The organism is Micromonospora sp. LOL_015 (assembly GCF_048060275.1).
GTDB lineage: Bacteria > Actinomycetota > Actinomycetes > Mycobacteriales > Micromonosporaceae > Micromonospora_E.
Genome location: NZ_JBHMIO010000043.1, coordinates 12,487 through 34,067, shown reverse-complemented (window position 1 = coordinate 34,067; position 21,581 = coordinate 12,487). Strand labels below are relative to the sequence as shown.

19 protein-coding genes are annotated in these 21,581 nt (G+C 71.0%); 9 read left to right on the top strand and 10 right to left on the bottom strand.

The window, feature by feature from the left end:
- Positions 1–450: 450 nt before the first annotated feature.
- Positions 451–1,092 carry an ATP-binding cassette domain-containing protein gene (locus ACFHWU_RS24475; protein ID WP_416553519.1) on the top strand — a complete coding sequence of 214 codons (642 nt, stop codon included), beginning with the start codon at positions 451–453 and terminating at the stop codon, positions 1,090–1,092.
- 93 nt (positions 1,093–1,185) lie between these two features.
- Here ACFHWU_RS24475 and xylB read toward each other — a convergent pair whose 3' ends face one another.
- Together xylB and xylA are read right to left on the bottom strand one after the other, a co-directional pair.
- On the bottom strand, positions 1,186–2,604 hold the full coding sequence (gene xylB, locus ACFHWU_RS24470; protein ID WP_416591688.1) for a xylulokinase: 1,419 nt from the start codon (positions 2,602–2,604) through the stop codon (positions 1,186–1,188).
- A 50-nt stretch (positions 2,605–2,654) separates the two neighbouring features.
- Complete coding sequence (xylA, locus tag ACFHWU_RS24465; protein ID WP_416591687.1) at positions 2,655–3,842, bottom strand: xylose isomerase; 1,188 nt, start codon at positions 3,840–3,842, stop codon at positions 2,655–2,657.
- 74 nt (positions 3,843–3,916) lie between these two features.
- Between xylA and ACFHWU_RS24460 the strand changes: the two genes are divergently transcribed.
- A complete protein-coding gene (locus ACFHWU_RS24460; protein WP_416553513.1) occupies positions 3,917–5,131 on the top strand; it encodes an ROK family protein in 1,215 nt (404 codons plus the stop codon).
- Positions 5,132–5,190: 59 nt separating this feature from the next.
- On the opposite strand, the gene ACFHWU_RS24455 is transcribed toward ACFHWU_RS24460, so the two are convergent.
- The 3 genes from ACFHWU_RS24455 to ACFHWU_RS24445 form a co-directional block, all read right to left on the bottom strand.
- A complete protein-coding gene (locus ACFHWU_RS24455; protein ID WP_416591690.1) occupies positions 5,191–6,645 on the bottom strand; it encodes a sugar transferase in 1,455 nt (484 codons plus the stop codon).
- 273 nt (positions 6,646–6,918) lie between these two features.
- Positions 6,919–8,622: a VWA domain-containing protein gene (locus ACFHWU_RS24450; RefSeq protein ID WP_416553511.1), complete on the bottom strand. Its 1,704-nt coding sequence runs from the start codon at positions 8,620–8,622 to the stop codon at positions 6,919–6,921.
- A gap of 254 nt (positions 8,623–8,876) precedes the next feature.
- Complete coding sequence (locus ACFHWU_RS24445) at positions 8,877–9,947, bottom strand: lactonase family protein (RefSeq protein WP_416591686.1); 1,071 nt, start codon at positions 9,945–9,947, stop codon at positions 8,877–8,879.
- A 168-nt stretch (positions 9,948–10,115) separates the two neighbouring features.
- Here ACFHWU_RS24445 and ACFHWU_RS24440 point away from each other — a divergent pair, with 168 nt between their 5' ends.
- From ACFHWU_RS24440 to ACFHWU_RS24425, 4 genes are read left to right on the top strand one after another with little or no spacing between them, the layout of a single operon-like run.
- Positions 10,116–10,784: a GntR family transcriptional regulator gene (locus ACFHWU_RS24440; RefSeq protein WP_416553507.1), complete on the top strand. Its 669-nt coding sequence runs from the start codon at positions 10,116–10,118 to the stop codon at positions 10,782–10,784.
- A 4-nt stretch (positions 10,785–10,788) separates the two neighbouring features.
- A complete protein-coding gene (locus ACFHWU_RS24435; RefSeq protein WP_416553505.1) occupies positions 10,789–11,523 on the top strand; it encodes a (Fe-S)-binding protein in 735 nt (244 codons plus the stop codon).
- On the top strand, positions 11,520–13,031 hold the full coding sequence (locus tag ACFHWU_RS24430) for a lactate utilization protein B (RefSeq protein WP_416591685.1): 1,512 nt from the start codon (positions 11,520–11,522) through the stop codon (positions 13,029–13,031). Before ACFHWU_RS24435 ends, ACFHWU_RS24430 begins: the two co-directional genes overlap by 4 nt.
- On the top strand, positions 13,024–13,686 hold the full coding sequence (locus ACFHWU_RS24425; protein WP_416591684.1) for a LutC/YkgG family protein: 663 nt from the start codon (positions 13,024–13,026) through the stop codon (positions 13,684–13,686). Before ACFHWU_RS24430 ends, ACFHWU_RS24425 begins: the two co-directional genes overlap by 8 nt.
- Here ACFHWU_RS24425 and ACFHWU_RS24420 read toward each other — a convergent pair.
- Genes ACFHWU_RS24420 through ACFHWU_RS24405 form a run of 4 tightly spaced genes read right to left on the bottom strand, consistent with a single transcriptional unit; the run spans position 13,683 to position 17,571 of the window.
- The gene (locus ACFHWU_RS24420) at positions 13,683–14,285 is read right to left on the bottom strand and encodes a GTP-binding protein (RefSeq protein ID WP_416553499.1); all 603 of its coding nucleotides are present in this window, start codon (positions 14,283–14,285) and stop codon (positions 13,683–13,685) included. The genes ACFHWU_RS24425 and ACFHWU_RS24420 overlap by 4 nt on opposite strands.
- Positions 14,266–14,652: a DUF742 domain-containing protein gene (locus tag ACFHWU_RS24415; RefSeq protein ID WP_416553497.1), complete on the bottom strand. Its 387-nt coding sequence runs from the start codon at positions 14,650–14,652 to the stop codon at positions 14,266–14,268. Before ACFHWU_RS24415 ends, ACFHWU_RS24420 begins: the two co-directional genes overlap by 20 nt.
- Positions 14,642–15,052: a roadblock/LC7 domain-containing protein gene (locus ACFHWU_RS24410; RefSeq protein ID WP_416553767.1), complete on the bottom strand. Its 411-nt coding sequence runs from the start codon at positions 15,050–15,052 to the stop codon at positions 14,642–14,644. The genes ACFHWU_RS24415 and ACFHWU_RS24410 overlap by 11 nt, the downstream gene beginning before the upstream one ends.
- 11 nt (positions 15,053–15,063) lie before the next feature.
- Positions 15,064–17,571, bottom strand: coding sequence for a nitrate- and nitrite sensing domain-containing protein (locus ACFHWU_RS24405; protein ID WP_416569062.1), 2,508 nt, complete (start codon positions 17,569–17,571; stop codon positions 15,064–15,066).
- Positions 17,572–17,907: 336 nt separating this feature from the next.
- On the opposite strand from ACFHWU_RS24405, the gene ACFHWU_RS24400 reads away from it, so the two are divergent.
- The 3 genes from ACFHWU_RS24400 to ACFHWU_RS24390 all read left to right on the top strand — a co-directional run bounded on the left by ACFHWU_RS24400 (position 17,908) and on the right by ACFHWU_RS24390 (position 19,575).
- Positions 17,908–18,501, top strand: coding sequence for a hypothetical protein (locus ACFHWU_RS24400; RefSeq protein WP_416553493.1), 594 nt, complete (start codon positions 17,908–17,910; stop codon positions 18,499–18,501).
- Positions 18,502–18,512: 11 nt separating this feature from the next.
- Positions 18,513–19,115, top strand: coding sequence for a hypothetical protein (locus tag ACFHWU_RS24395; RefSeq protein ID WP_416553491.1), 603 nt, complete (start codon positions 18,513–18,515; stop codon positions 19,113–19,115).
- A 148-nt stretch (positions 19,116–19,263) separates the two neighbouring features.
- Positions 19,264–19,575, top strand: coding sequence for a hypothetical protein (locus ACFHWU_RS24390; protein ID WP_416553489.1), 312 nt, complete (start codon positions 19,264–19,266; stop codon positions 19,573–19,575).
- Positions 19,576–19,694: 119 nt separating this feature from the next.
- Here ACFHWU_RS24390 and ACFHWU_RS24385 read toward each other — a convergent pair whose 3' ends face one another.
- Positions 19,695–21,497 carry a glycoside hydrolase family 6 protein gene (locus tag ACFHWU_RS24385; RefSeq protein ID WP_416553487.1) on the bottom strand — a complete coding sequence of 601 codons (1,803 nt, stop codon included), beginning with the start codon at positions 21,495–21,497 and terminating at the stop codon, positions 19,695–19,697.
- Positions 21,498–21,581 lie beyond the last annotated feature (84 nt).

The following is a 21,581-nucleotide window of genomic DNA, read 5'->3' as shown; positions in this document are numbered from 1 at the left end:
CCACTCCGGACCTCAACGCGGAGTCCTCAGCCGCACACTCTCCGACTTTGCCGTGCCCGTGGGCCTCAGCGACGGCCGGCTGGGCCTACACCTGCTACACCTACTGGAACAACACTCCGTGATTGTAGTTCGGAATCCGTTAGCGGTCCAATAGCAAGAGCCTCGGCCCGATTGCTACATTGCTACATTGCTACATTGCTACGAGCCGGCGTCGAGCCCGAGTTACTCGGGTTCTGGCGCCGGCATCGATATGCGCCTCATCGTTGGCATAACTGCACTGGTAGGGATGAACTCGTCGGCTCGGGGGGTGGCCGCGAGCCCTCTGGAATCGGCCTAGAGGTTGCTGGTCGTCATGGCGACATCTTTGGTGGTTGAGGCCTTGTTCGTGCTCGCGATCGCTACCGTTGCCGAGCGGCGCAACACGGTACAACGGTTGAAGGAGCTTTAGCGATGGCGTTCTCGTGCGAACTTCTTGGCGTTTCCAAGCAGTACGGCGGCCGAGACATCTTGGTCAGCTTCGACCTACAGATCAAGGCCGGCGAGATGATAGCGATCACGGGTCCAAGCGGAACCGGAAAGTCCACGGTCCTCAATATGTTCGGTCTGCTGGATGTTCCGGACTCTGGCGAGGTCCGCATCCTCGGCGGCAAGGCCCCGAGACCCAGTACCCGCGCCGCGAACCGACTGCGCCGTCGCCATCTTGGCTATCTGTTCCAGAACTTCGCGCTCATCGACAACGAATCCGTCGGGCACAATCTCGACCTCGCTCTTACTTATTCGGACGGCGGTATTTCCAAGCGGCAGCGCATCGCCGATGCGCTCATGCAGGTCGACTTGCCCGGATCAGAGCATCGCAAGATCTATTCGCTGTCCGGGGGCGAACAGCAGCGAGTCGCGGTGGCGCGTCTTCTGCTCAAGCCGTGTGACATCGTTTTGGCCGACGAACCGACCGGATCCCTCGACGCCGACAACCGAGATTTCGTGCTGGGCCTGCTGCGCCGAATCAACAAGGCAGGTAAGACAGTCGTCCTCGCGACCCACGATGACATCGTCGCCCGCAGCTGTTCGCATGTAATCACGATTGCCAGTTGAAAATTGTCCACCACCGCAGAGAACCAGCAACCCCCAGGGCCCCGACGTCGATTGCACGGCAGTTTCAGAATCCCCTCATACGGTAATACCGATTCAGCCGGCGGTGACCCGGTTCAGGACGTGGTCGCGGGCGTCGGCGTACCGGGCGCGGATGGCGGGCACCGCGTCGGCGGCGTACTCCTCGGTGTCGGCCGGGGTCCAGTCCGGCGCATCCGGGGTGCCCAGCGCCAGCCAGGCGGCCTGCCGGGCGGCACCGTCGGCGACGTACTCCCCCGGCGGGGGCACCAGCACCGGGCAGCCGAACACCTCGGGCGCGATCCGGCGTACCGCCGCAGAGCGCGCCCCGCCGCCGACCAGAATGACCCGGTTGACGGCCGCGCCCTGGGCGACCAGGGCATCCAGGCCGTCGGCGAGCGCGCAGAGCATGCCCTCGACGGCGGCCCGCGCCAGGTGCGCGGGGGTGCTGCTGGCCAGGGTCAGCCCGTGCAGCGAGCCGGTGGCCGTCGGCCGGTCCGGGGTGCGTTCCCCTTCGAGGTACGGCACCAGCACCAGCCCGTCGGCGCCGGCCGGCGCGCTCAGCGCCAGCTCGGCGAGCCGTTCGTGGTCGACGCCGAGCAGCTTCGCGGCGGCGTCGAGCACCCGGGCGGCGTTGAGGGTGGCGACCAGCGGCAGGAACCGGCCGGTGGTGTCGGCGAAGCCGGCGACGGTGCCGCTGGGGTCGGCGGCCGGGGTGTCGGCGACGCTGAACACGGTGCCGGAGGTGCCGATGGAGACGATCACGTCGCCGGGGCGGGCGCCGACGCCGAGGGCGGCGGCGGCGTTGTCACCGGCGCCGGGGCCGAGCGGTGCGCCGGAGCGCAGCGCGCCGGCCGGGTCGGTGGGGCCGAGCACCGTCGGCACCAGCGGCGTCCGGCCGAAGGCATGCTCCAGCAGGTCGGGGCGGTACTGGCCGGTCGCTGCCGACCAGTAGCCGGTGCCGCTGGCGTCGCTGCGGTCGGTGCGCAGCGCGGCCAGGTCGCCGGTGCCGGCCAACCGCCAGGTCAGCCAGTCGTGCGGCAGGCAGACCGCAGCCGTACGGTCGGCCGACGCCGGCTCGGTGCGGGCCAGCCAGCGCAGTTTGGTGATGGTGAAGCTGGCCACCGGCACCAGGCCGACGGCGTCGGCCCAGGCCTGCCGGCCGGCGGTGCCGCCGCCGAACTCGTCGATCAGTTCGGCGGCGGCACCGGCCGAGCGGGTGTCGTTCCACAGCAGGGCGGGGCGGACCACGTCGCCGGTCTCGTCCAGGCAGACCATGCCGTGCTGTTGGCCGGCGACGGCGGCGGCGGACACGTCGTCCAGCCCGCCGGCCGCGTCGATGGCCTGTTGCAGCGCCGCCCACCAGGCGTCCGGGTGCACCTCGGTGCCGTCCGGATGCGCCGCCCGGCCCTCACGGACCAGTTTGCCGGTGTCCGCGTCGCGGATCACCACCTTGCACGACTGGGTCGACGAGTCGACGCCGGCGACGAGGGTCACGGCTGGTCCTCCATGAGGGGGTCGGGCGGGTTCGCGGTGGACGGTACGGGTCAGCGGGCGCCGAGCAGGTGCTCGACCGCGAGCTGGTTGAGGCGGACGAAGTGGAAGCCCTGCTCGGCGACGGCCTCCGGGTCGAAGTCCTCGAAGCTGGACCGGTCGGCGAGCAGATCGGTGTAGGTCTCGCCGGGGTTGAGGGTGGGCACGGCCAGGTCCGGGACCTTGCTGGCGGCGAGCGCCTCCTGCACCTCGGGGTCGGCCCGGAACGCGGCGGCCCGCTCCTTGAGCAGCAGGTACGTGCGCATGTTGGCGGCAGCGGACGCCCAGACACCGGTGTAGTCCTCGGTGCGCGACGGCTTGTAGTCGAAGTGCCGGGGGCCGTCGTAGGCGGGGGTGCCGTCGGGGCCACCGTTCTCCAGCAGGTCGACCAGGGAGAACGCGTTGAGCAGGTCGCCGTGGCCGAAGACCAGGTCCTGGTCGAACTTGACGCCACGCTGGCCGTTGAGGTCGATGTGGAACAGTTTGCCGTGCCACAGGGCCTGGGCGATGCCGTGGGCGAAGTTGAGCCCGGCCATCTGCTCGTGGCCGACCTCGGGGTTGAGGCCGACCAGCTCCGGGCGGGCCAGGCTGGAGATGAAGGCGATCGCGTGGCCGACGGTCGGCAGCAGGATGTCGCCGCGCGGCTCGTTGGGCTTGGGCTCGATGGCGAAGCGCAGGTCGTAGCCGCGGTCGACGACGTACTGGCCGAGCAGGTCGACGGCCTCGCGGTAGCGGTCGAGCGCGGCCCGGATGTCCTTGGCGTGGTCGTACTCGGAGCCTTCCCGGCCGCCCCACATGACGAAGGTCTTCGCGCCGAGCTCGGCGGCGAGGTCGATGTTGCGCAGCACCTTGCGCAGCGCGAACCGCCGGATTGAGCGGTCGTTGCTGGTGAAGCCGCCGTCCTTGAAGATCGGGTGGCCGAAGAGGTTGGTGGTGACCATCGGCACGACCAGTCCGGTCTCGTCGAGCGCCTTGCGGAACCGGGCGATGTGCTGGTCGCGGCTGGCCGAGTCGGAGCCGAACGGGATCAGGTCGTCGTCGTGGAAGGTGATGCCGTACGCGCCGAGGTTGGCGAGCTGGTGCACCGCCTCGACGGCGTCGAGCGGGCCTCGGCTGGCGTCGCCGAACTGGTCGCGGGCCTGCCATCCAACGGTCCAGAGCCCGAAGGAGAATTTGTCGGCCGGCGTGGGCTGGACTGTCATGGTGACCTCCGCGTAACACGACAGATTTGTTTAGTGATTGAATTATTTTCCCGGCGTGTGGCATTGTCAAGGCCATGCGCACGCCAGAATCCCCGCTCCGCCAGGCTGGTCTGCGCGAGCACCATCTCGGCCTGGTGGTCCGCCAGGTCGCCGCCGCCGGTCGCCCACCGTCCCGCGCCGAGATCGCCGCGACGACCGGACTGACCCGGGCCACCGTCTCGGCGCTCGTCGACGAGCTGATCGGTGGCAACCTGCTCACCGAGGTCGCGCCGGTGCCCCGGACCGGTGCCGGCCGGCCGGCGACCGGGCTGGCGCTCGCCGCCGACGGCCCGGCCGGTCTCGGCCTGGAGATCAACGTCGACTACCTGGCCGCCTGCCTGGTGGATCTGTCCGGAACGGTACGCCATCGGGCGGTGCTACCGGCGGATCAACGGCCGCACCCGCCGGAGCTGGTGCTGGCCCGGCTCGCCGCGCTGGCCGGCGAGGTGCTCACCGCGCCGCAGGCGCGCGATCTCCCGCTCGCCGGCGCCGCGCTGGCCGTACCCGGGCTGGTGACCGGGGACGGGCTGGTCCGGCTCGCGCCGAACCTCGGCTGGCACGACGTGGACGTCTCGGCCGTGCTTTCCGCCACCGGCGGCCCTCTCGCCGGCGTACCGCTGACCGTGGACAACGAGGCGAACCTCGCCGCCCTGGGCGAACTGCACGCCCGCCACGGCGAGCCGGCCGACTTCGTCTACGTCTCCGGTGAGATCGGCATCGGGGCCGGGATCGTGCTGGACGGTCGCCTGTTCCGGGGCACCCGGGGGTGGAGCGGCGAGCTCGGCCACCTCGCGGTCCGGCCGGACGGGCCGAGCTGCCGGTGCGGGGCACGCGGCTGTCTTGAGCAGTACGCCGGTCAGGAGGCGATCCTACGCTCGGCCGGCCTGGCCGGGCAGGGGCTGACCGCCTCCGAGGCGCTGCGGCAGGTCGCCGATCGGGCGGCACGCTCCGAACCGCAGGTCCGCCGGGCGTTGACGGCGGCGGCCGGCGCGCTCGGTGTGGTGCTCGCCGGGGTGGTCAACCTGCTGGATGTGCAGACCATCGTGCTCGGTGGCATCTACGCGCCGCTGGCACCGTGGCTGTCGCCGGTCGTCGAGGCGGAGATCGGTCGACGGGTGCTGACCGTCGGCTGGTCGCCGGTGACCGTCCGGGCTTCGCTGCTGGGTGCCGAGGCGGCGGCGACCGGCGCGGCCGGCGCGGTGGTCCGGGCGGTACGCGACCACCCGGCCCCCTGGCTGGCCGCCGGCTGACGCCAACGGCCACCAGAGCCCGCCCGTAGCCGAGGTGAGTAGGTACCGCGCGGCCCAGGTCAGTACGCGCCGCGGCCGTTGACGACCGCGCCGAAGGTCTTCCACAGGATGGTCAGATCGCTGGCCAGCGACCAGTTCTCCACGTAGTAGAGGTCGAGCCGGATGCCGTCCTCCCAGGACAGGTCGGACCGGCCGCTGACCTGCCACAGGCCGGTCATTCCGGGCTTGACCAGCAGCCGGCGGGCGACGTCTCCGTCGTAGCGGGCTACCTCCGACGGCAGCGGCGGACGCGGGCCGACCAGGCTCATGTGGCCGAACAGCACGTTCGCCAGCTGCGGCAGCTCGTCGAGCGAGTACTTGCGCAGGAACCTGCCGACCCGGGTGATACGTGGGTCGTCGCGCATCTTGAACATCAGCCCGTCGGTCTCGTTCTTGGCCGCCAGCTCGGCGAGCAGCTTGTCGGCGTCGACCACCATCGTGCGGAACTTGTAGACGTGGAACTCCCGCCCGCCCTGGCCGACCCGGACCTGCTTGAAGATGACCGGGCCTCGGCTGTCGAGCTTGATCGCCAGGGCGAGCAGGGTCAGGATCGGCAGCAGCAGGGTCACCGCCAGCAGCGACACCGACCGGTCGACGAAGCCCTTGACCAACTTGCGGGTGCCCCGGAACTCGGGTGCCTCGACGTGGATCAGCGGCAGCCCGGCGACCGGCCGGGTGTGGATCCGCGGGCCGGCCACGTCGGTCAGCGCCGGGGCCAGCACCAGGTCGATGCCGGTGCCCTCCAGTTGCCAGCCGAGCCGGCGCAGCCTGGTGGCGGTCAGCTCCCCCGACGCGGTGACCGCGACGGTGTCGGCACCGGTGGCGGCGGCGGCGTCCGGGATGTTGCGGAACGAACCGGCGACCGGCACGTCACCGAGCCGTTGCGGCACCGGGGCCAGCAGCGCGTCCGGGATGCAGGCACCGACCACCCGGTAGCCCGCGTACGGCTCCCGCCGCAGCGTGTGCACCAGCTCCAGCACGTGCGGGGTGTCCCCGACCACCAGCACCTTGCGGAACCACCCCGTCCCGGTGGCCCGCTGGCGGTGCAGGTACTTGCGGGCGCCGAACCGGCCGGCGACCAGACCGACGGTGCCAACCGCGAAGGCCACCGCCAGGAAGCCTCGGCTGATCCCGACGTTGGCGACGTAGCCGATGATCGCCACGGTGCCGGCCAGCCGCAGGCTGGCAGTGATCACCCGCCGGTACTCGTCGGCGCCGTAGCCGAGCACCCGGTCGTCGTAGCAGCGCAGCAACTTCAGCGAGGCCAGCCACGCGATCATCAGGCAGGGGGTCGTCAGGACGTACGGTAGATCCGCTCCGGTGGCTTCCTCGGCACCGAAACGCACCAGGTAGCCGGCCAGCACGGCGGCGCAGAGCACGCCGATGTCAAGGGCGGCGATCGCCCGAATGTAGGCACGCTGTCGCGCGTGCAGCACTGCGGTGGGCGCTCCCGGTGTGGAGTCCGGTTGCACCACCGTAGCGTTGACCAAAGTCGCCGACGTCACTAGCCCTCCCCAGCTTGCTCGAGTCGACGCAGACCCCGGGCACCTCGCTGGCCCGTCGTTGGTACCGGTGGTGCCACGGCACCCCGATATCTTGGCCCACCTTCCGGTGTGGCCGAAGCTTGCGACAGATTACCGTCAGTTGACCAGAGGGCTTCCACAATAGAGGTACAATATGGAGCCATCTCACAACCCTCAGTCACTCGGCGGCTCGACAGAAACCTCTCGAACCCCCACATCACCGACTCAGCGCACGGTTGTCGGGCGGAGAGCGATCGCCTTGAGCAGAATGTCACCGATGTTGGCCGGGTCCTCGGTTACGAACACCCCGCCACCGGTGGTATTGGTGATCGACTCCAGTTCCTCCTGACTCACCCCGTCGCCGATGCCAACGTAGATCACCTGGATGGGCCGCTGTGGATCAGCCGCCTCGGCCAACTCGGCCAACAGCTCATCCTGGGTCAACCCGTTGTCGTCCTCGTTCCTACCATCAGTGAAGATGACCACCGAGTTGACACGCCCAGCTGCCCATTCGTCCTGCATTGCCAGATAAGCGGCGAGCGTCGTGTCGTACAAACCGGTATTTCCGTTCTGCTTCGGCACGACCTCCGACAGCGACGCCTCCAGCTCCACCCGACGGCTACTCAACGGACTGATCGGTACGAGTTCTCGCCAGTCCTGCTCGCCGTCCAGTTCGGTGGAGAAGATCCACAGTCCGAGAGCCCACGAATCGTCGAACAGGCCGAGCCCTCGGCGGGCCGCCTCCCGAGTGAGATCGGCGCGGGTAACGTTGTCCGCAGTGGGCACCGGCTCCAGCATCGAACCCGAGACGTCGATCACCGCGAGCATCTGGGCAGGCAGGGTGACCGATGTCCAGGTGGCGAGAGCCCGGTCGATCACTACCGGGTCCAGGCCACCGGCCGCCGTACCGCCGGAGTCCGGGATGGCGGTCGCCGGTGCAGTACCTGCCGGGCTGGGCGCTCCCTGGGGCGCACTGAAGCCGGCGCCCCAGGTGCCGTCCGCCGCCCGCAGCCCCTGATCACCGAGTTGGTTACGGAACCCCGCCCCGGTCAGCACGGAGTAGAAGGCGTCCGCTGCCGCAGCCTTGGCCGGGTCGGCGCCGGGCAGCACCGCGTACGGGTAGTCGAGCGACATGGGTGCCGGTTCCAGGTACAGCGCCGCGAGCGCGATCGGCGGCTGCGCGGCGTTGTACTGGATCACGTCCTCCTCGGACAGGGCGGCGGCGCCGAGTGCGGAGGCGACTGACGCGGGATCGGCCGAGCGGGGAAATCGGGCGATCAGGTCCTCCCGCAGCGCGGACCGGCCGGTAGCCAGGGCGCGCAACGCCGCCGTCGTCGCCTGCTGGGCGTTCGCTCCGACCTCGCCGGCCGCTTCACCGAGGGCGAGCAAGCCGGACAGCCCTGCCGCGTCGCGGGTCGGTTCGACGATGCCGGTCCGCAGCTCGGTGCCGGTGGTGATCTGCTGCAGCAGGTCGGTCCAGGTCAGCTGCTGGTCGGGCCAGCCCAGGTTGGTCGCCACCGGTTCGGGCATCGCGACCACCACCGGGCTGCTGGCCACCGACTCGTTGTTGGCCGGGGTGAACCCGGGGGCCAGCGAACTCAGCCGGAGCAGCCAGGTGGACGAATCCGGCACCCACACGTCCGGCGCGATCGCCGTACCGCTGGCCTGACCTACCCCGGCCAGCGCTACACCGTGCTGCCCGGCCACCACAGCGGCAACGTCAACCGGGTCGGACGCGGCGACCTCGACCGCGACGCAGGCGTCACCGACCGCACCGCCGTCGGCCCGCCACCGGTCCGCTGCCGACTGCACGGCGGGCGCGATCTCCGGTGCGGCGGAGACGACCAGTGGCAGCGTCCCGGAGCAGGACGGGCCGGTGAGGCGTTGGTAGCCAAACCAGACCCCGGCGGTGACGACGATTAGCGCCATCGCTGCTGCGATGGCGCTTGCTCCGCGAACCCCACGTCGCATCCGGTGACGGCCTGGCACGGTCCCATACTCCGGATGAGCAGGCCATCGTGCCAGGTACGTTCGGATGAAAGTTACGGAGGAGAAACACTTTATGGAGATTGGTGACTTCGGGTAGCCGCGCCACTTCCGTACGTTTCGAGAATACCGACAGGGCCGTGCCGGCCTCGACAAACGGCTCACGCCGCCAGCGGACGGATATCCGCCGCAGAGGCTCAGAAACCAGGCAGTACGCAGGTCGGCGTCGGCGCCGGGACCGGATCACCGACCGGGGTCGGCACGCCGTCTGAAGAATCGATCAGGTACACGCCCACCGAGCCCGACCGCTCGTTGGCGACGTACAGATGATCGCCGACGATCGCGAAGTGGCGCGGCCAGTGGCCGCCGGAAGGCACCTCGGCGACGTACCTCGGCTGGTCGGGAACGGTCAGTGAGAAGACCGTGATGGTGTCCGGGCCGCGGTTGGCGACGTACAGGAACCGGCCGCCCCGCCCGACCGCGATCTCGGCGGGCTGCGCCCCTCCGGCCGCACCGGCGGACGACTCACTCGCCGGCACCCGGGCCCGCTCGGTCAGCCCACCGCCCCCGTCGATCTCGTACGCCGTCACGCTGGCATCCAGCTCCCCCACCAGGTACGCCCACCGGCCGTCGGGGTGTCGGGCGAGATGCCGAGGACCGCTGCCCTGCGTCGCCGCCATCGCCGGGTCCGGCTCGGTCAGCGTGCCGGTCGCCGGGTCGAGTAGATAGCGATGCACGGCGTCGGTGCCCAGGTCGACGACGTACAGTCCGGCGTCATCCGGGTCCGGGGAGACCATGTGGACGTGCGGGCCCTCCTGCCGGTCGGGTCGCGGCCCAGCGCCCGAATGCGTCAGCAGATCGGTACGCGGCAGTAGCGTCCCGTCGTCGTCGATCGGATGCACCGCGACGCTGCCGCTGACATAGTTCGCGCTGATCAGATGCCCACCCGTCGCGACGAACGCCAGGTGGCACGGGCTCGACCCACCCGTGGGCTGGCTACCCAGCGGACGAAGCCGGTCTCCGCTGACCAACCAGGCGCTTACGGTGCCCTCGCCGACCTCGTTGACCGCGTACAGCACCGGACGGCGCGGGTGCCGGGCGAGGAACGACGGCGAGGCGCACTCGGCGCCCAGCGTAGGCTCGCTGAGCTGGCCGGTCGCCGGATCCCGTCGGGCGACCATCACCCCGGTCCCGTTCCCACCGCCCTCGGCTGTGTAGCAGCCGAGGTAGATCGTCTCTGCCGCCGGATTCGGCTCCGCTGCGCGCACCGGACTCCCTTCCGCCGTCCGCGTCGGCCGGGCCTGACCGCAACCCGGGCCCACCGACGTCGGACACTCGATTCAATTCGAGCGATCCTATAGGATCTTTGATCTACCCGCTGCCGGGCCGGCCGATCCACGGCCGGTGCCTGCGGGTCGAGCACCGAGGAGGGCCCCGTGCGGCCAGCGCGTCGTCTCACCCTCACCGACGACGTGTACGAGACCGTCCGCGCCCAGGTGATGGACCACGTGGTCGCCCCGGGCGCCCGGATCAACATCGACGCCCTGGCCCGCGACCTGCGGGTTTCCCCCACCCCGGTACGCGAGGCGCTCGCCCGGCTGGAAGCCGACGGGCTGGTCCGCAAGCGCCCGCTGGTCGGATACACCGCCACGCCACTGCTTACCCGCGACGAGTTCGACGAACTCGTCGAGATGCGGCTGATCCTGGAGACCGCCGCCGCCCGGCGGGTCGCCGCTCGGTCGGCGAGGGCCGAGCCGGCCGCCATCGACCTGCTCCGCGAGGCCGCCGACCTGCCCGGTCCGGTACCCGGCGCGCAGGGCTACGCGAGCATCGCCGCCTTCACCGCCCAGGACGCCCGGTTCCACAACCTGCTCGCCGAGCAGTCCGGCAACCGGATGCTGCACGACGCGGTCGTCCGCCTCCGGCCGCACCTGCACCTGTTCCGGCTGCACTTCCCGCCGACCCACTACCGCACCAGCGGGGCCGAACACCACCGGATCGTCGACGCGGTGGCGTCCGGCGATCCGGACCGGGCCGAGACAGCGGTACGCGAGCATCTGCTCGCCGCCCGGCAACGCCACCTCCCCTACTTCCGGCAGGGCTGACCCGATGCGCGTCGCACTCTTCGTCACCTGCGTCAACGACGTGCTCTACCCGGGCACCGGGCGGGCCGTCGTGCAGTTGCTGGAGCGGCTCGGGCACACCGTCGACTTTCCGCTCGACCAGAGCTGCTGCGGGCAACTGCACGGCAACAGTGGGTACCGGGCCGAGGCGATACCCCTGGTCCGCCGGTTCGTCGAGACGTTCCGTGACCACGCGGTGGTGGTCGCGCCGTCCGGTTCGTGCGTGGCGATGGTCCGCGACGCGTACCCGCGACTGGCCGCCGACGACCCGGCGCTCGCCGCCGCGGTCGACGAACTGCGACCCCGGGTGTACGAATTGTCCGAACTGCTGGTCAACGTGCTCGGCGTCACCGATGTCGGAGCCGCCTTCCCGCACTCGGTCACCTACCACCCGACCTGCCATGGGCTGCGAATGCTGCGGCTGGGCGACCGGCCGCTGCGGCTGCTGCGTGCGGTCCGCGGGATCGACCTGCGCGACCTGCCGGACGCCGAGGAGTGCTGCGGTTTCGGCGGCACCTTCGCGATGCGCAACGCCGCCGTCTCCAGCGCCATGCTGGCCGACAAGTGCCGGGCGGTACGCGGCACCGGCGCCCGCTACCTGGCAGCGGCCGACAACTCGTGCCTGGCCCAGATCGGCGGCGGGCTGACCCGGTTCCGCAGCCCGGTGCGAGCGGTGCACTACGCGCAGATCCTGGCCGGCACGGCGGAGGAGCCGAATTGACCAGCACCAGCACCAGCAACGACAGCGGCACCGGCAACGTGACCGCCCGGCTGCCGTTTCCCACCGCGGCGGCCCGCGAGCTGGGCAACGCCCAGCTGCGGGCCAACCTGCACCGGGCCACCCGCACCATCCGCGACAAGCGGGAACGGATGGTCGCCGAGCTGCCGGACTGGGAGGCGCTGCGGGTCGCCGGGGCGGCGGTCAAGGACGACGTGCTGGCCCGCCTGCCCGAGCTGCTCGCCGAGTTCGAGGCGGCGGCCACCGCCGCCGGGGCCCAGGTGCACTGGGCGCGGGACGGGGCCGAAGCGGGCCGGGTGGTGACCGACCTGGTCCGGCGAACCGGCGCCGACCAGGTCGTCAAGATCAAATCAATGGTCACCCAGGAGATCGGGCTCAACGAGACCCTCGCGGCGGCCGGCATCGAAGCGATCGAGACCGACCTCGCCGAGCTCATCGTCCAGCTGGCCGGCGACACGCCGTCGCACATCCTGGTCCCGGCGATCCACTACAACCGGACGCAGATCCGGGAGATCTTCGCCCGCCGGATGCCCGGTGTCGACCTGACCACCCTCACCGACGACCCGCCGGCGCTGGCCGAGGCGGCCCGCCGCCACCTGCGGGAACGGTTCCTTACCGCGCGAGTGGCGATCTCCGGGGCGAACTTCGCCGTGGCACGCACCGGCACCCTGGTGGTGGTCGAGTCCGAGGGCAACGGACGGATGTGCCTGACTCTGCCGCAGACGATGATCTCGGTGGTCGGGGTGGAGAAGATCGTCCCGACCTTCCGGGACCTGGAGATCTTCCTGCAGTTGCTGCCGCGTTCGTCGACCGGCGAACGGATGAACCCGTACACCTCGATGTGGACCGGGGTGACCCCCGGCGATGGGCCGCAGGAGTTGCACATCGTGCTGCTCGACAACGGCCGGGCCGACACCCTCGCCGACCCGGTCGGCCGCCAGGCGCTGCGCTGCATCCGCTGCTCCGCCTGTCTGAACGTCTGCCCGGTCTACGAGCGGGTCGGTGGCCACGCGTACGGCTCGGTGTATCCGGGGCCGATCGGGGCGATCCTCTCCCCGCAGCTCACCGGCCCCCGGGCCGGAGCCAACCGGACCCTGCCGTACGCCTCGACCCTCTGCGGTGCCTGCTTCGACGCCTGCCCGGTACGCATCGACATCCCGCAGGTGCTGGTGCACCTGCGCCAGCGTGGGGTCGACGAGGCCCGCCGGCGCCCGTCCGCCGAGCGCACCGCGATGGGCGCGATGTCCTGGGTGATGCGCGACCGCCGACGGTACGCCGCCGCGCTACGCGCCGCCCGGCGGGTCGCCGCCCCGGTGCGGCTGGCCGCCGGACGGCGCGGCACGGTCCGCCGACTGCCGTGGCCGTTGGCCGGTTGGACGGCCAGCCGGGACGCACCGGTGCCACCCCGGCAGAGTTTCCGTGACTGGTGGCTGGCCCGCTCCGACGACAGGACCGGACCGCACGAGGACGGGAGGCCGCGCGGTGACTGACGCCCGTACCGAGATTCTGGCCCGGTTGCGGGCGGCGCGGGACCACCGGCCGGCGGCGGTTGCGGTACGGGTGCCACGCGACTACCGAACAGCCGGCGCCGACCCTGCCGATGCCGACCCTGCCGCTCTCCTGATGGACCGGCTGATCGACTACCGGGCGACGGTGCACCGGTGCTTTCCGGACCAGTTGGCCGACCGGATCGCCGAGGTGCTCACCGGGGTGCGCCGGGTCGCGGTGCCGCAGGACCTGCCGGGCGACTGGCTACGCGACTTCTCCGGGGAGGTACTGCGCGACCACCCGGCCCGGCCGCTGACCGTCACCGACCTGGATCGGCCGGGCCTGACCGCACTGACCGGGTGCGCGGTGGCGATCGGCCGGACCGGGACGGTGCTGCTGGACACCGGGCCGGCGCAGGGCCCGCGCCGGCTCACCCTGGTGCCCGACCTCCACGTCTGCGTGGTCCGAACCAACCAGGTGGTAGCCGGGGTGCCGGCGGCACTGGCCCGGCTGGCCGACCCGACCCGACCGATCACGCTGATCTCCGGGCCGTCCGCCACCAGTGACATCGAACTGAACCGGATCGAAGGGGTACACGGGCCGCGCCGGCTGGACGTCGTGCTGGTCGACACCGGCCGGCACCCGGCCGCAGGTTAGCCCGCCGGCACCGGCTGACCGCGCAGATAGGCGACATGCTCGACCAACGCGATCAGCACCGTCTTGCCCGAGCCACGGTTGCGGGCGTCGCACAGCACGATCGGCACCGCCGGGTCGAGGTCGAGCGCACGGCGCACCGAGTCCTGACTGAACTGCTGCGCCCCCTCGAAGCAGTTGACCCCGACCACGAACGGCGTGCCCCGTTGCTCGAAGTAGTCGACCGACGGGAAACAGTCGGCGAGCCGACGGGTGTCGGCCAGCACCACCGCACCGAGCGCGCCGAACGCCAACTCGTCCCAGAGGAACCAGAACCGGTCCTGGCCCGGCGTACCGAACAGATAGACCTGCAGATCTTCGTTGATGGTGATCCGGCCGAAGTCCATCGCGACGGTCGTGGTGTTCTTGCCCTCCACCCAGGACGTATCGTCGGTGCCCAGGCTGGCGCTGGTCAGCACCTCCTCGGTCTGCAGCGGACGGATCTCACTGACCGCGCCGACCAGGGTGGTCTTCCCGACGCCGAAACCGCCCGCGATGAGAATCTTCAGCGCGAGTGGGACCCGCCGGGAGGGCTTGTGCCGGTCAGAGCGCACGGAGTCCATTGACCACCGCCTTGAGTATGTCGTCGTGGGGGTGAGCGGCCGAAGCCGGGGGTTCGTAGAGGGCGATCAGTCCGGCGGCGAGCAGGTCCCCGAGCAGGACCCGGACCACACCGAGCGCGAGATCGAGGTCGGCCGCCAGGTCGGCGACCGAGACCGGCTGCTGGGCCAGCCCGACGATGCGCCGATGTTCCGGCTGCAGCGGAACTTCGACGCCGGCGCCCTCCGGGGCCTTCGCCACCACGAAGGCCAGCAGGTCGAAGGTGGCACCGGTCGGCTGCACCCGACCACCGGTCACCGCGTACGGACGGACCACCGGGCCGGCGTCGGAGTCCAGCCAGTCGTGGGGTCCGGCCGGGTCACCCCGCATCTGATTGCGCCGCAGGTGGCCGGCTCGGCGTGCTGAGAGTCTGCCCGACCCGGGTGACCAGCATCGCCATCTCGTACGCGATCAGACCGATGTCCGCGTCGGCCGCGCTGAGCACCGCCAGGCAGGCCCCGTGCCCGGCCGCAGTGACGAACAGGTACGCCGACTCCATCTCGATCACGGTCTGCCGTACCGGACCCGACCCGAAGTGCCGGCTGGCACCCTTGGCGAGGCTCTGGAAGCCGGCGGCCATCGCCGCCATGTGCTCGGCACCCTCCCGGGTCAGCCCCCGCGACGCGCCCATCAGCAGGCCGTCGGCGGACAGCACGACGGCCTGCTGCGCGGTCGGGACCCGGTCGACGAGATCGTCGAGCAGCCAGTCGAGGTTCATCGCATGCCGCATGGTGTGCACAGCTACAGCTCCCTCTCCGACTCTTCCGTCGCCGGGGGCGGCAGCACCGCGCCCGGAGGCGGAGTCGCGGTGCCCCGGACCGGGCCGGTCGACCCGGTCGGGGACGGTTCCAATGCCACGGAAGCCGGCTCGTCGCCGGAACCGGTGCTGCCGTCGCCGACCGGCAGCACCGAGCCGCCGTCGACGATCGGCGTCGTGTCGCCGGCACCACCCGGCTGCCCGGCCGCTGGCAGGCCGGCCGCCTGCCGGCCCCGGGCGGTTCCCGCCTGCAACGCGGACATCAGGGACCGCACCTCCTGCGGGGACCGTTGCGGGGCTTCCCGCAGCTGACCGTCGGCTGCGGACGGATCGGGTGCCTGGCGCAGTTGGGGCGCCAGGCTGGACTGGCGTACCCGGCGCGGCAGGCCGTCCTCGGTGGTCGCGCCGGCACCGCTGGACCGCCGGGTCGGCAGGGTGGTGGGACGGCGGCGGGCCGGCGGCTGCGCCCCGGTTGGCTCCGCCGGCGGCGCGGAGGTCGGGCGGGCGGGCGGGTCCGGTGCCGGGCTCGACCGCACCGTGGTCAGTGCTGTGGGTGGCCGGCCGGACGGTAGCGCCAGCACCTCGGACTCGGGCACCACCAGCTCAGCCGGGATCAGCGTGACGGCGGTGATCCCGCCGAACGGTGACGGCCGGAGTCGGACCCGTACGCCGTGCTTGGCCGCCAACTGGGCGACGACGAACAGACCGAGCCGGGCGCTGTTGTGGGGGTCGAAGTTCGGCGACTCGGCGAGGCGCTGATTGGCATCCTCGACCGCGTCCGGTTCCATGCCGAGGCCCCGGTCCTCAACCTCGACCGCGTACCCCTTGGGCAGGCTCTGGCCGATCACGGTGACCCGGGTCTGCGGCGGGGAGAAGGACGTGGCGTTCTCGATCAGCTCGGCCAGCAGGTGGATGACGTCACCCACGGCCCGGCCGGCGACGGCTGCGGCCTCCACGGTCGTGACGTGCACCCGGGCGTAGTCCTCGACCTCGGAGACGGCCCCCCGGATCACGTCGACCACCGGTACCGGGTTGCGCCATCCCCGGCCCGGCGCAGCTCCTGCGAGGATCACCAGGTCCTCGGCGTGCCGGCGCATCCGGGTGGCCATGTGGTCGACCCGGAACAGGTCCTCCAGCTCCGTCGGATCGGTGCTGCGCCGTTCCATCCGGTCCAGTACGGCCAGCTGCCGGTGCAGCAGCGTCTGGCTGCGTCGGGCGATGTTGAGGAACGTCTCGTTCAGCCCACGACGCAGCGCCGCCTCCTCGACGGCCGACCGTACGGCGGTCCGCTGCACCTCACTGAACGCGTGCCCGACCTGGCCGATCTCGTCGGCGCCGTACTCCAGCGGCGGGGCTTCGGTGACGACGTCGACGTCCTCGCCGCGGCGTAGCCGGGCGACCACCCCGGGCAGCCGCTCGCCGGCCAGCTCCAGGGCGGCGGCGCGCAACCCGGTCAACCGGTGGATCAACGACCGGCCGACCCGCAGCGAGATGACCACGGAGACGATCACCGCGGCCAGGCCGACCAGTCCGGCTGCGGCGAGCCGGGCCAGGATGGCGATCGCGGTCGGCATGCTGCGTTCGGCCAGCGCGTCAGCGGCGAGCAGCTCGAAGTCCCGCAGCTGCTCCTGAACCGACTGGTAGCTGGCCCGCCAGCGGGACTCGGATACTGGCAGCCCGTCCTCGGCCGGCCCACCGGCGATCAGCGTGTCCTGCATCTGCCGCAGCCCGGTGTAGTCGTCACCGGCGGCAAGCTGGTGGTAGGTCCGGCTGTCCGGGTCGGGCAGCTCGGCCACCGCCCGGTCGAACAGCAACCGCTGGTTGGCGACGATTTGCACCAGCTGCAGGTGGCCGGCGGGGGTCAGCTCGCCAGCGGCGAAGGCCCCGGCGAGCAGAGCGTCGGTCCGGCCGAGCAGGTCACGGCCCAGGCCGATGTCGGTCAGCGCCCGCGCCTGCCGGTTGATCTCGTTGTCCGGCAGCCCGGCCAACGCTGCGAACATCTGGAACGCGGTGTCGACGATGCCGCTGTACAGGCCGAGCGCGCCGGCTGCGTCCATCTCCCGACGTTCGACGAACCCTCGGCCGGACGGCAGCAGCTCCAGCTCGGACAGGGTCGCCGCGATCCGCTCGTCCAGCACAGCCGGGTCCGCCGGCGGTTCGTCGCCGCGAGCGGAGCGCCGGAACTCGTCGATCGCCGCGTCGGTGGCCTTCCACTGGTCGCGCAACTGCCGCAGGTCACCGGCGCGCAGCGCGTTCTGCCCCTCGGCGCGGGACAGATACACCACGGAGAGCCGGCGTTCCCGCTGCAGCTCGGCCACCACCGCCTCGCCGGGGCGGCCGACGTCGTCGAGCAGTGCCTGGGCACCCAGCAGGCTCAGCGCCGGGCCGATGGTCAACGACGTCGCGAAGATCCACAGCGCCAGCAGCGCGGCGATCGGGACAGCGACCAGCGCAACGATCTTCGAGCGGATCGACCAGTTGCGGGTATTCATCAGACCTCGCCGGCGCGGTGGTGGCTGAGCTGGCGCGGCGGATGCGGAACCGACCGGTCCGGGTGAGTGGATGGTCAGTCGCGTCCGGCGCCTCCGGAAGGATACGTAATTAACGGCTCAGGCACTACCAGAGGCACCCAGCGGTCGATTGTGGGCACGGAGCGTCCCGAAAGCGGCCGCACCTGGCGGCATCCACGGTCGTTGTCCCGACCTGCAGCGAACCATCCCGGCGAGCGATCCGGATCAGATGCCGGCGAGGTCGTCAAGGAAATGTGACAAACCCGGATTGAGGAACCGGGTCGAGCGGGAATACCGGGGCGAGAAGGAGGAACAACCATGTCGCTCATCGAGATCGTCCTCATCGCCGCCGTACTTCTCGTCGCGCTCGCGGCGCTCGCCCTGCTCTGGATCCGGTGGCGGCGGCGCCACGACCTGCGTAGCACCTTCGGTCCGGAGTACGACCGGGTCGTCGCCGAGCAGGACAGCCGCAGCGCCGCCGAGCGCGAGCTCCGGCAGCGAGAACACCGGCACGCCGAGTTGACCCTGACCCCGCTGTCCGAAACGTCCCGCGCCCGCTACGCCGCCGCCTGGGCCGAGGTGCAGACCCGGTTCGTCGACGCACCCGGCGCCGCGGTCGGCGACGCCGACGAACTGCTCACCCGGCTGATCGCCGAGCTCGGCTACCCGACCGGCGACTACGACGAGCAGGTGGCTCAGCTCTCCGTGGAGCACGCCCGTACGCTCGGCAGGTACCGCGAGGCGCACGAGGTCCATCTGGCCAACGAGCGCGGGGAGGCGAGCACCGAGCAGTTGCGTCAGGCCGTGGTGCACTACCGGGCGCTCTTCGCAGAGCTGCTCGGCGAGGACCCCGTGCCCACCGCGGCACCGACCCAGCAAGCCTCGACCCCGACGGAAGCTTCGACCCGCTGAGGAGAGACACCATGGCCCGCACCGATCAGTGGCACGACGAACGTACCGAGGTCATCACCCCGAACAGCGGACCGGGCCGACCTGACGCCGGTCACGAACACGACGGATACGTTGACCCGGACCGTACCGAAATCGTCTCCGGCGTGGCGACGCCCGAGCGGAACGAGCCGGTCCACCACGAACCGGTCGAACAGCCGACCGCGTTCGGCGCCGCCACCGTCGGCGGTGCGGTCGCAGCCTCGGCGATGGCCGGCCCGGAGCGGCTGCACGAGCCGCGCGATCCCAGCGAGGACGACACCGTACGAGCGGGCGACGGCAGCGAACCACAGCAGACCCGGCAGCCGGCGCCAGCGGGAGTCTTCGCGGCGGAGCAGGCCGACGCGTTCCGGGACCGGTGGCGGGACGTGCAACTGCGCTTTGTCGACGACCCGCACGCCGCGGCGGGCGAGGCACAGAGCCTGGTGACGGAGGCCGTCGAGGCGCTCACCGCGGCGTTGACCGCGCAGCGCGACGAACTCGGCGGGTGGACCGACGCCGGCCCGGAGGACACCGAGCAACTGCGGATGGCGGTCCGCCGCTACCGGGACCTGCTGGACCGGGTGCTGTCGCTCTGAGCCTCGCCAGAAACCGACCTTCCCAATCTTGCGACCTCCGGCGCAGCTGGCGCCGGAGGTCGCGCATATCCGCCGGCCGGCGCCCGCGCATATCCGCCCCTGCCCCGGGTACCCCTGTCCTCGACGGCTCCGACGGGAGGGGGCAGCCATGACGGACCGGGACAATGCGATCGGCCGGGTGCCGCTGGAGGAGGAACCGGCAGTGGCGGCCGCTGTCGAGGACGACACCACGGTGCCGCTGCTGGTCACCGATCCGGACACGGAGCAGGACGGTCCGGATTTTCAGCCGCCGGACGGCCGGTCCGGCTCGGCACGGGTACGGACCGGCGCCGAGCAGCCGTGGGACGCAGCGGATCTCGCAGTGGCCAAGGGTGGCGACGGCAGCCCGGGGCAGGTGGATCGGGCGCGTCAGGAACTGGAACGCGACGGTGCCGCAGCGATTGAACGCACCGTGCCCTGACCTGAGCGGTGCCGTGCGCCGACCGGGGTGATCCGGAGGGCGCTCGGTGACCAGAATGGGGCGGGGCCCGGTGCCGTGTCCGGCGCCGGGCCCCGCTCAGTGTCGAGCGTCCAGCCTTGTCACAACGGCGGGTACGCGTTCGCCATCAGCTCCTGGAACTGGGCCGAGAACCAGTGCCCGGAAACCGGCGCGCCCGGCAGGGCACCACTCATGTTGTTGTTGTTCCGCGGGTTACCCGTGTATGTCGGGTCACACATCCGGTCGAAACCCTTACCCTCGTCGTTCGGGATCTCCGAACTCGAACCGTCCGACTCACCCGGCGGCTTGATCCACACGTACGCGTCGATCCCACTCGCCGGCGCCGCGGTCGGACGCTCGCCCAGACCGGCACCCGACTGGTTGCACCAGTTGCCCTTCTGGAACCGTCGGTCGATCCGCGACTCGTCTACGCGGGTGTCCACATCGCCAGCGTTGCTCGGACCGGTCGGACGGTCCGGACCGCCCCAACCGTTCCGCGACGTGTCGATCAGCATGCCGACGCTCGACGGGAATCCGGCCTGCACCAGCCGCTGCCGGAACGCCTGCGCGAACGTCAACTCGTCGTTGTAGTTGTTCCAGTCAATCCACGACGACTGACGGGTGTTGCTGTCCACCGTGATGTACGGCTCCTGCAACGCCGAGTAGTTCGCCGTGTTCGTGATGAACCCGTGGACGTCCGACGGCGACGCACCGGACGCGTTCGCCGCCTGCGCGATGATCTGCGCCGTCGGCCCGAAGTTGTCCTCCCAGCCGATCCAGCCGTGGTGCCCGGCGTCGATGTAGTTGTACACGTTCGGCACATCCGCCAACTGCGAGATCGCGTAGCCGACACCCGTCACGTAGTTGCCGTTCGCCAGCATTACGTCACACTCGGGCGTCGCCGTGACCCGGGAACCCACATTCGTCACCAGGTTCGGCAGTGAATCGATCTCGACCACCGCCACGATCCGCAGATTCCGGTACTCCGCCCGACCCACGATCTCCGCGATCGGATCGATGTAATCGTCCCGGTACGCGTCGATCTCGTCCGGACCCAGCTCACCGTTGGACGCCAACGCCGCACAGTCCCGACCCGGCAGGTTGTAGATCACGACCTGGAAGACCAGCGGGCGGCTACCGTTCGCCGCGTCCTGCCGCACCGCCTCGTCCAGATGGTCCGCCAGACCCATGTCACCGGTGGTCGGGCTGTTGTTGCCGTAGATCGCACTCGTGCGGTCCAGCCACACACCCGTCGGCTGATCAGCGATCCGGCTACCACCCGACTCAGCCGCCGCGTTCGCACTCCAGATCGGGTTCACGTACACGTCGGCACCCACGTACGGGTTGTCCACCCGCGGCCCGCTCGGCGGCGGGGACGTCGGCGGCGGGGCGGTCGTCGGCGGCGCCGTCGTCGGGGGGGCGGTCGTCGGCGGCGGCGCCGTCGTCGGCGGGGCGGTCGTCGGCGTGGTGCCGCCGTTGCACGCCACACCGTTGAGGCGGAACACCGTGGGCGCGGTGTTGGTGCCGGAGTAGCTCGCGTTGAAGCCGGGGTTGACGCTGGCGTTCGTACCCAGCGAGCCATTCCACGGCGCATTGCGCAGAGTCACCCGACTGCCACTCTGGGTGAATTCACTGTTCCACGCCTGGGTGATTTGCTGGTTGCCGGAGTAGTCCCACTCCAGGGCCCAACTGCTCAGCGGGTCACCTAGGTTGGTGATGGTCAGGTTGGCGGTGAATCCGGTGTTCCACTGGTTGACCGAGTAGTCGACCCGACACCCGGCGGCGGCGCTGGCCTGAGTGGCCGCGACCACGAGCACACCGGAGCCGAGTACGACCGCGGCGGCCGCGGACAGGCCGCGACGCATCCGCGAGCGCCCAGCGCCGCGTAGTGGATTGAGGTTCATGCGGAGTTGTCTCCTCGCGACATAACTGGTCGCCGGCACGACGGCCGGGGACCTTGGTGAGGTCGGTGCACCACCTGTCGTCGG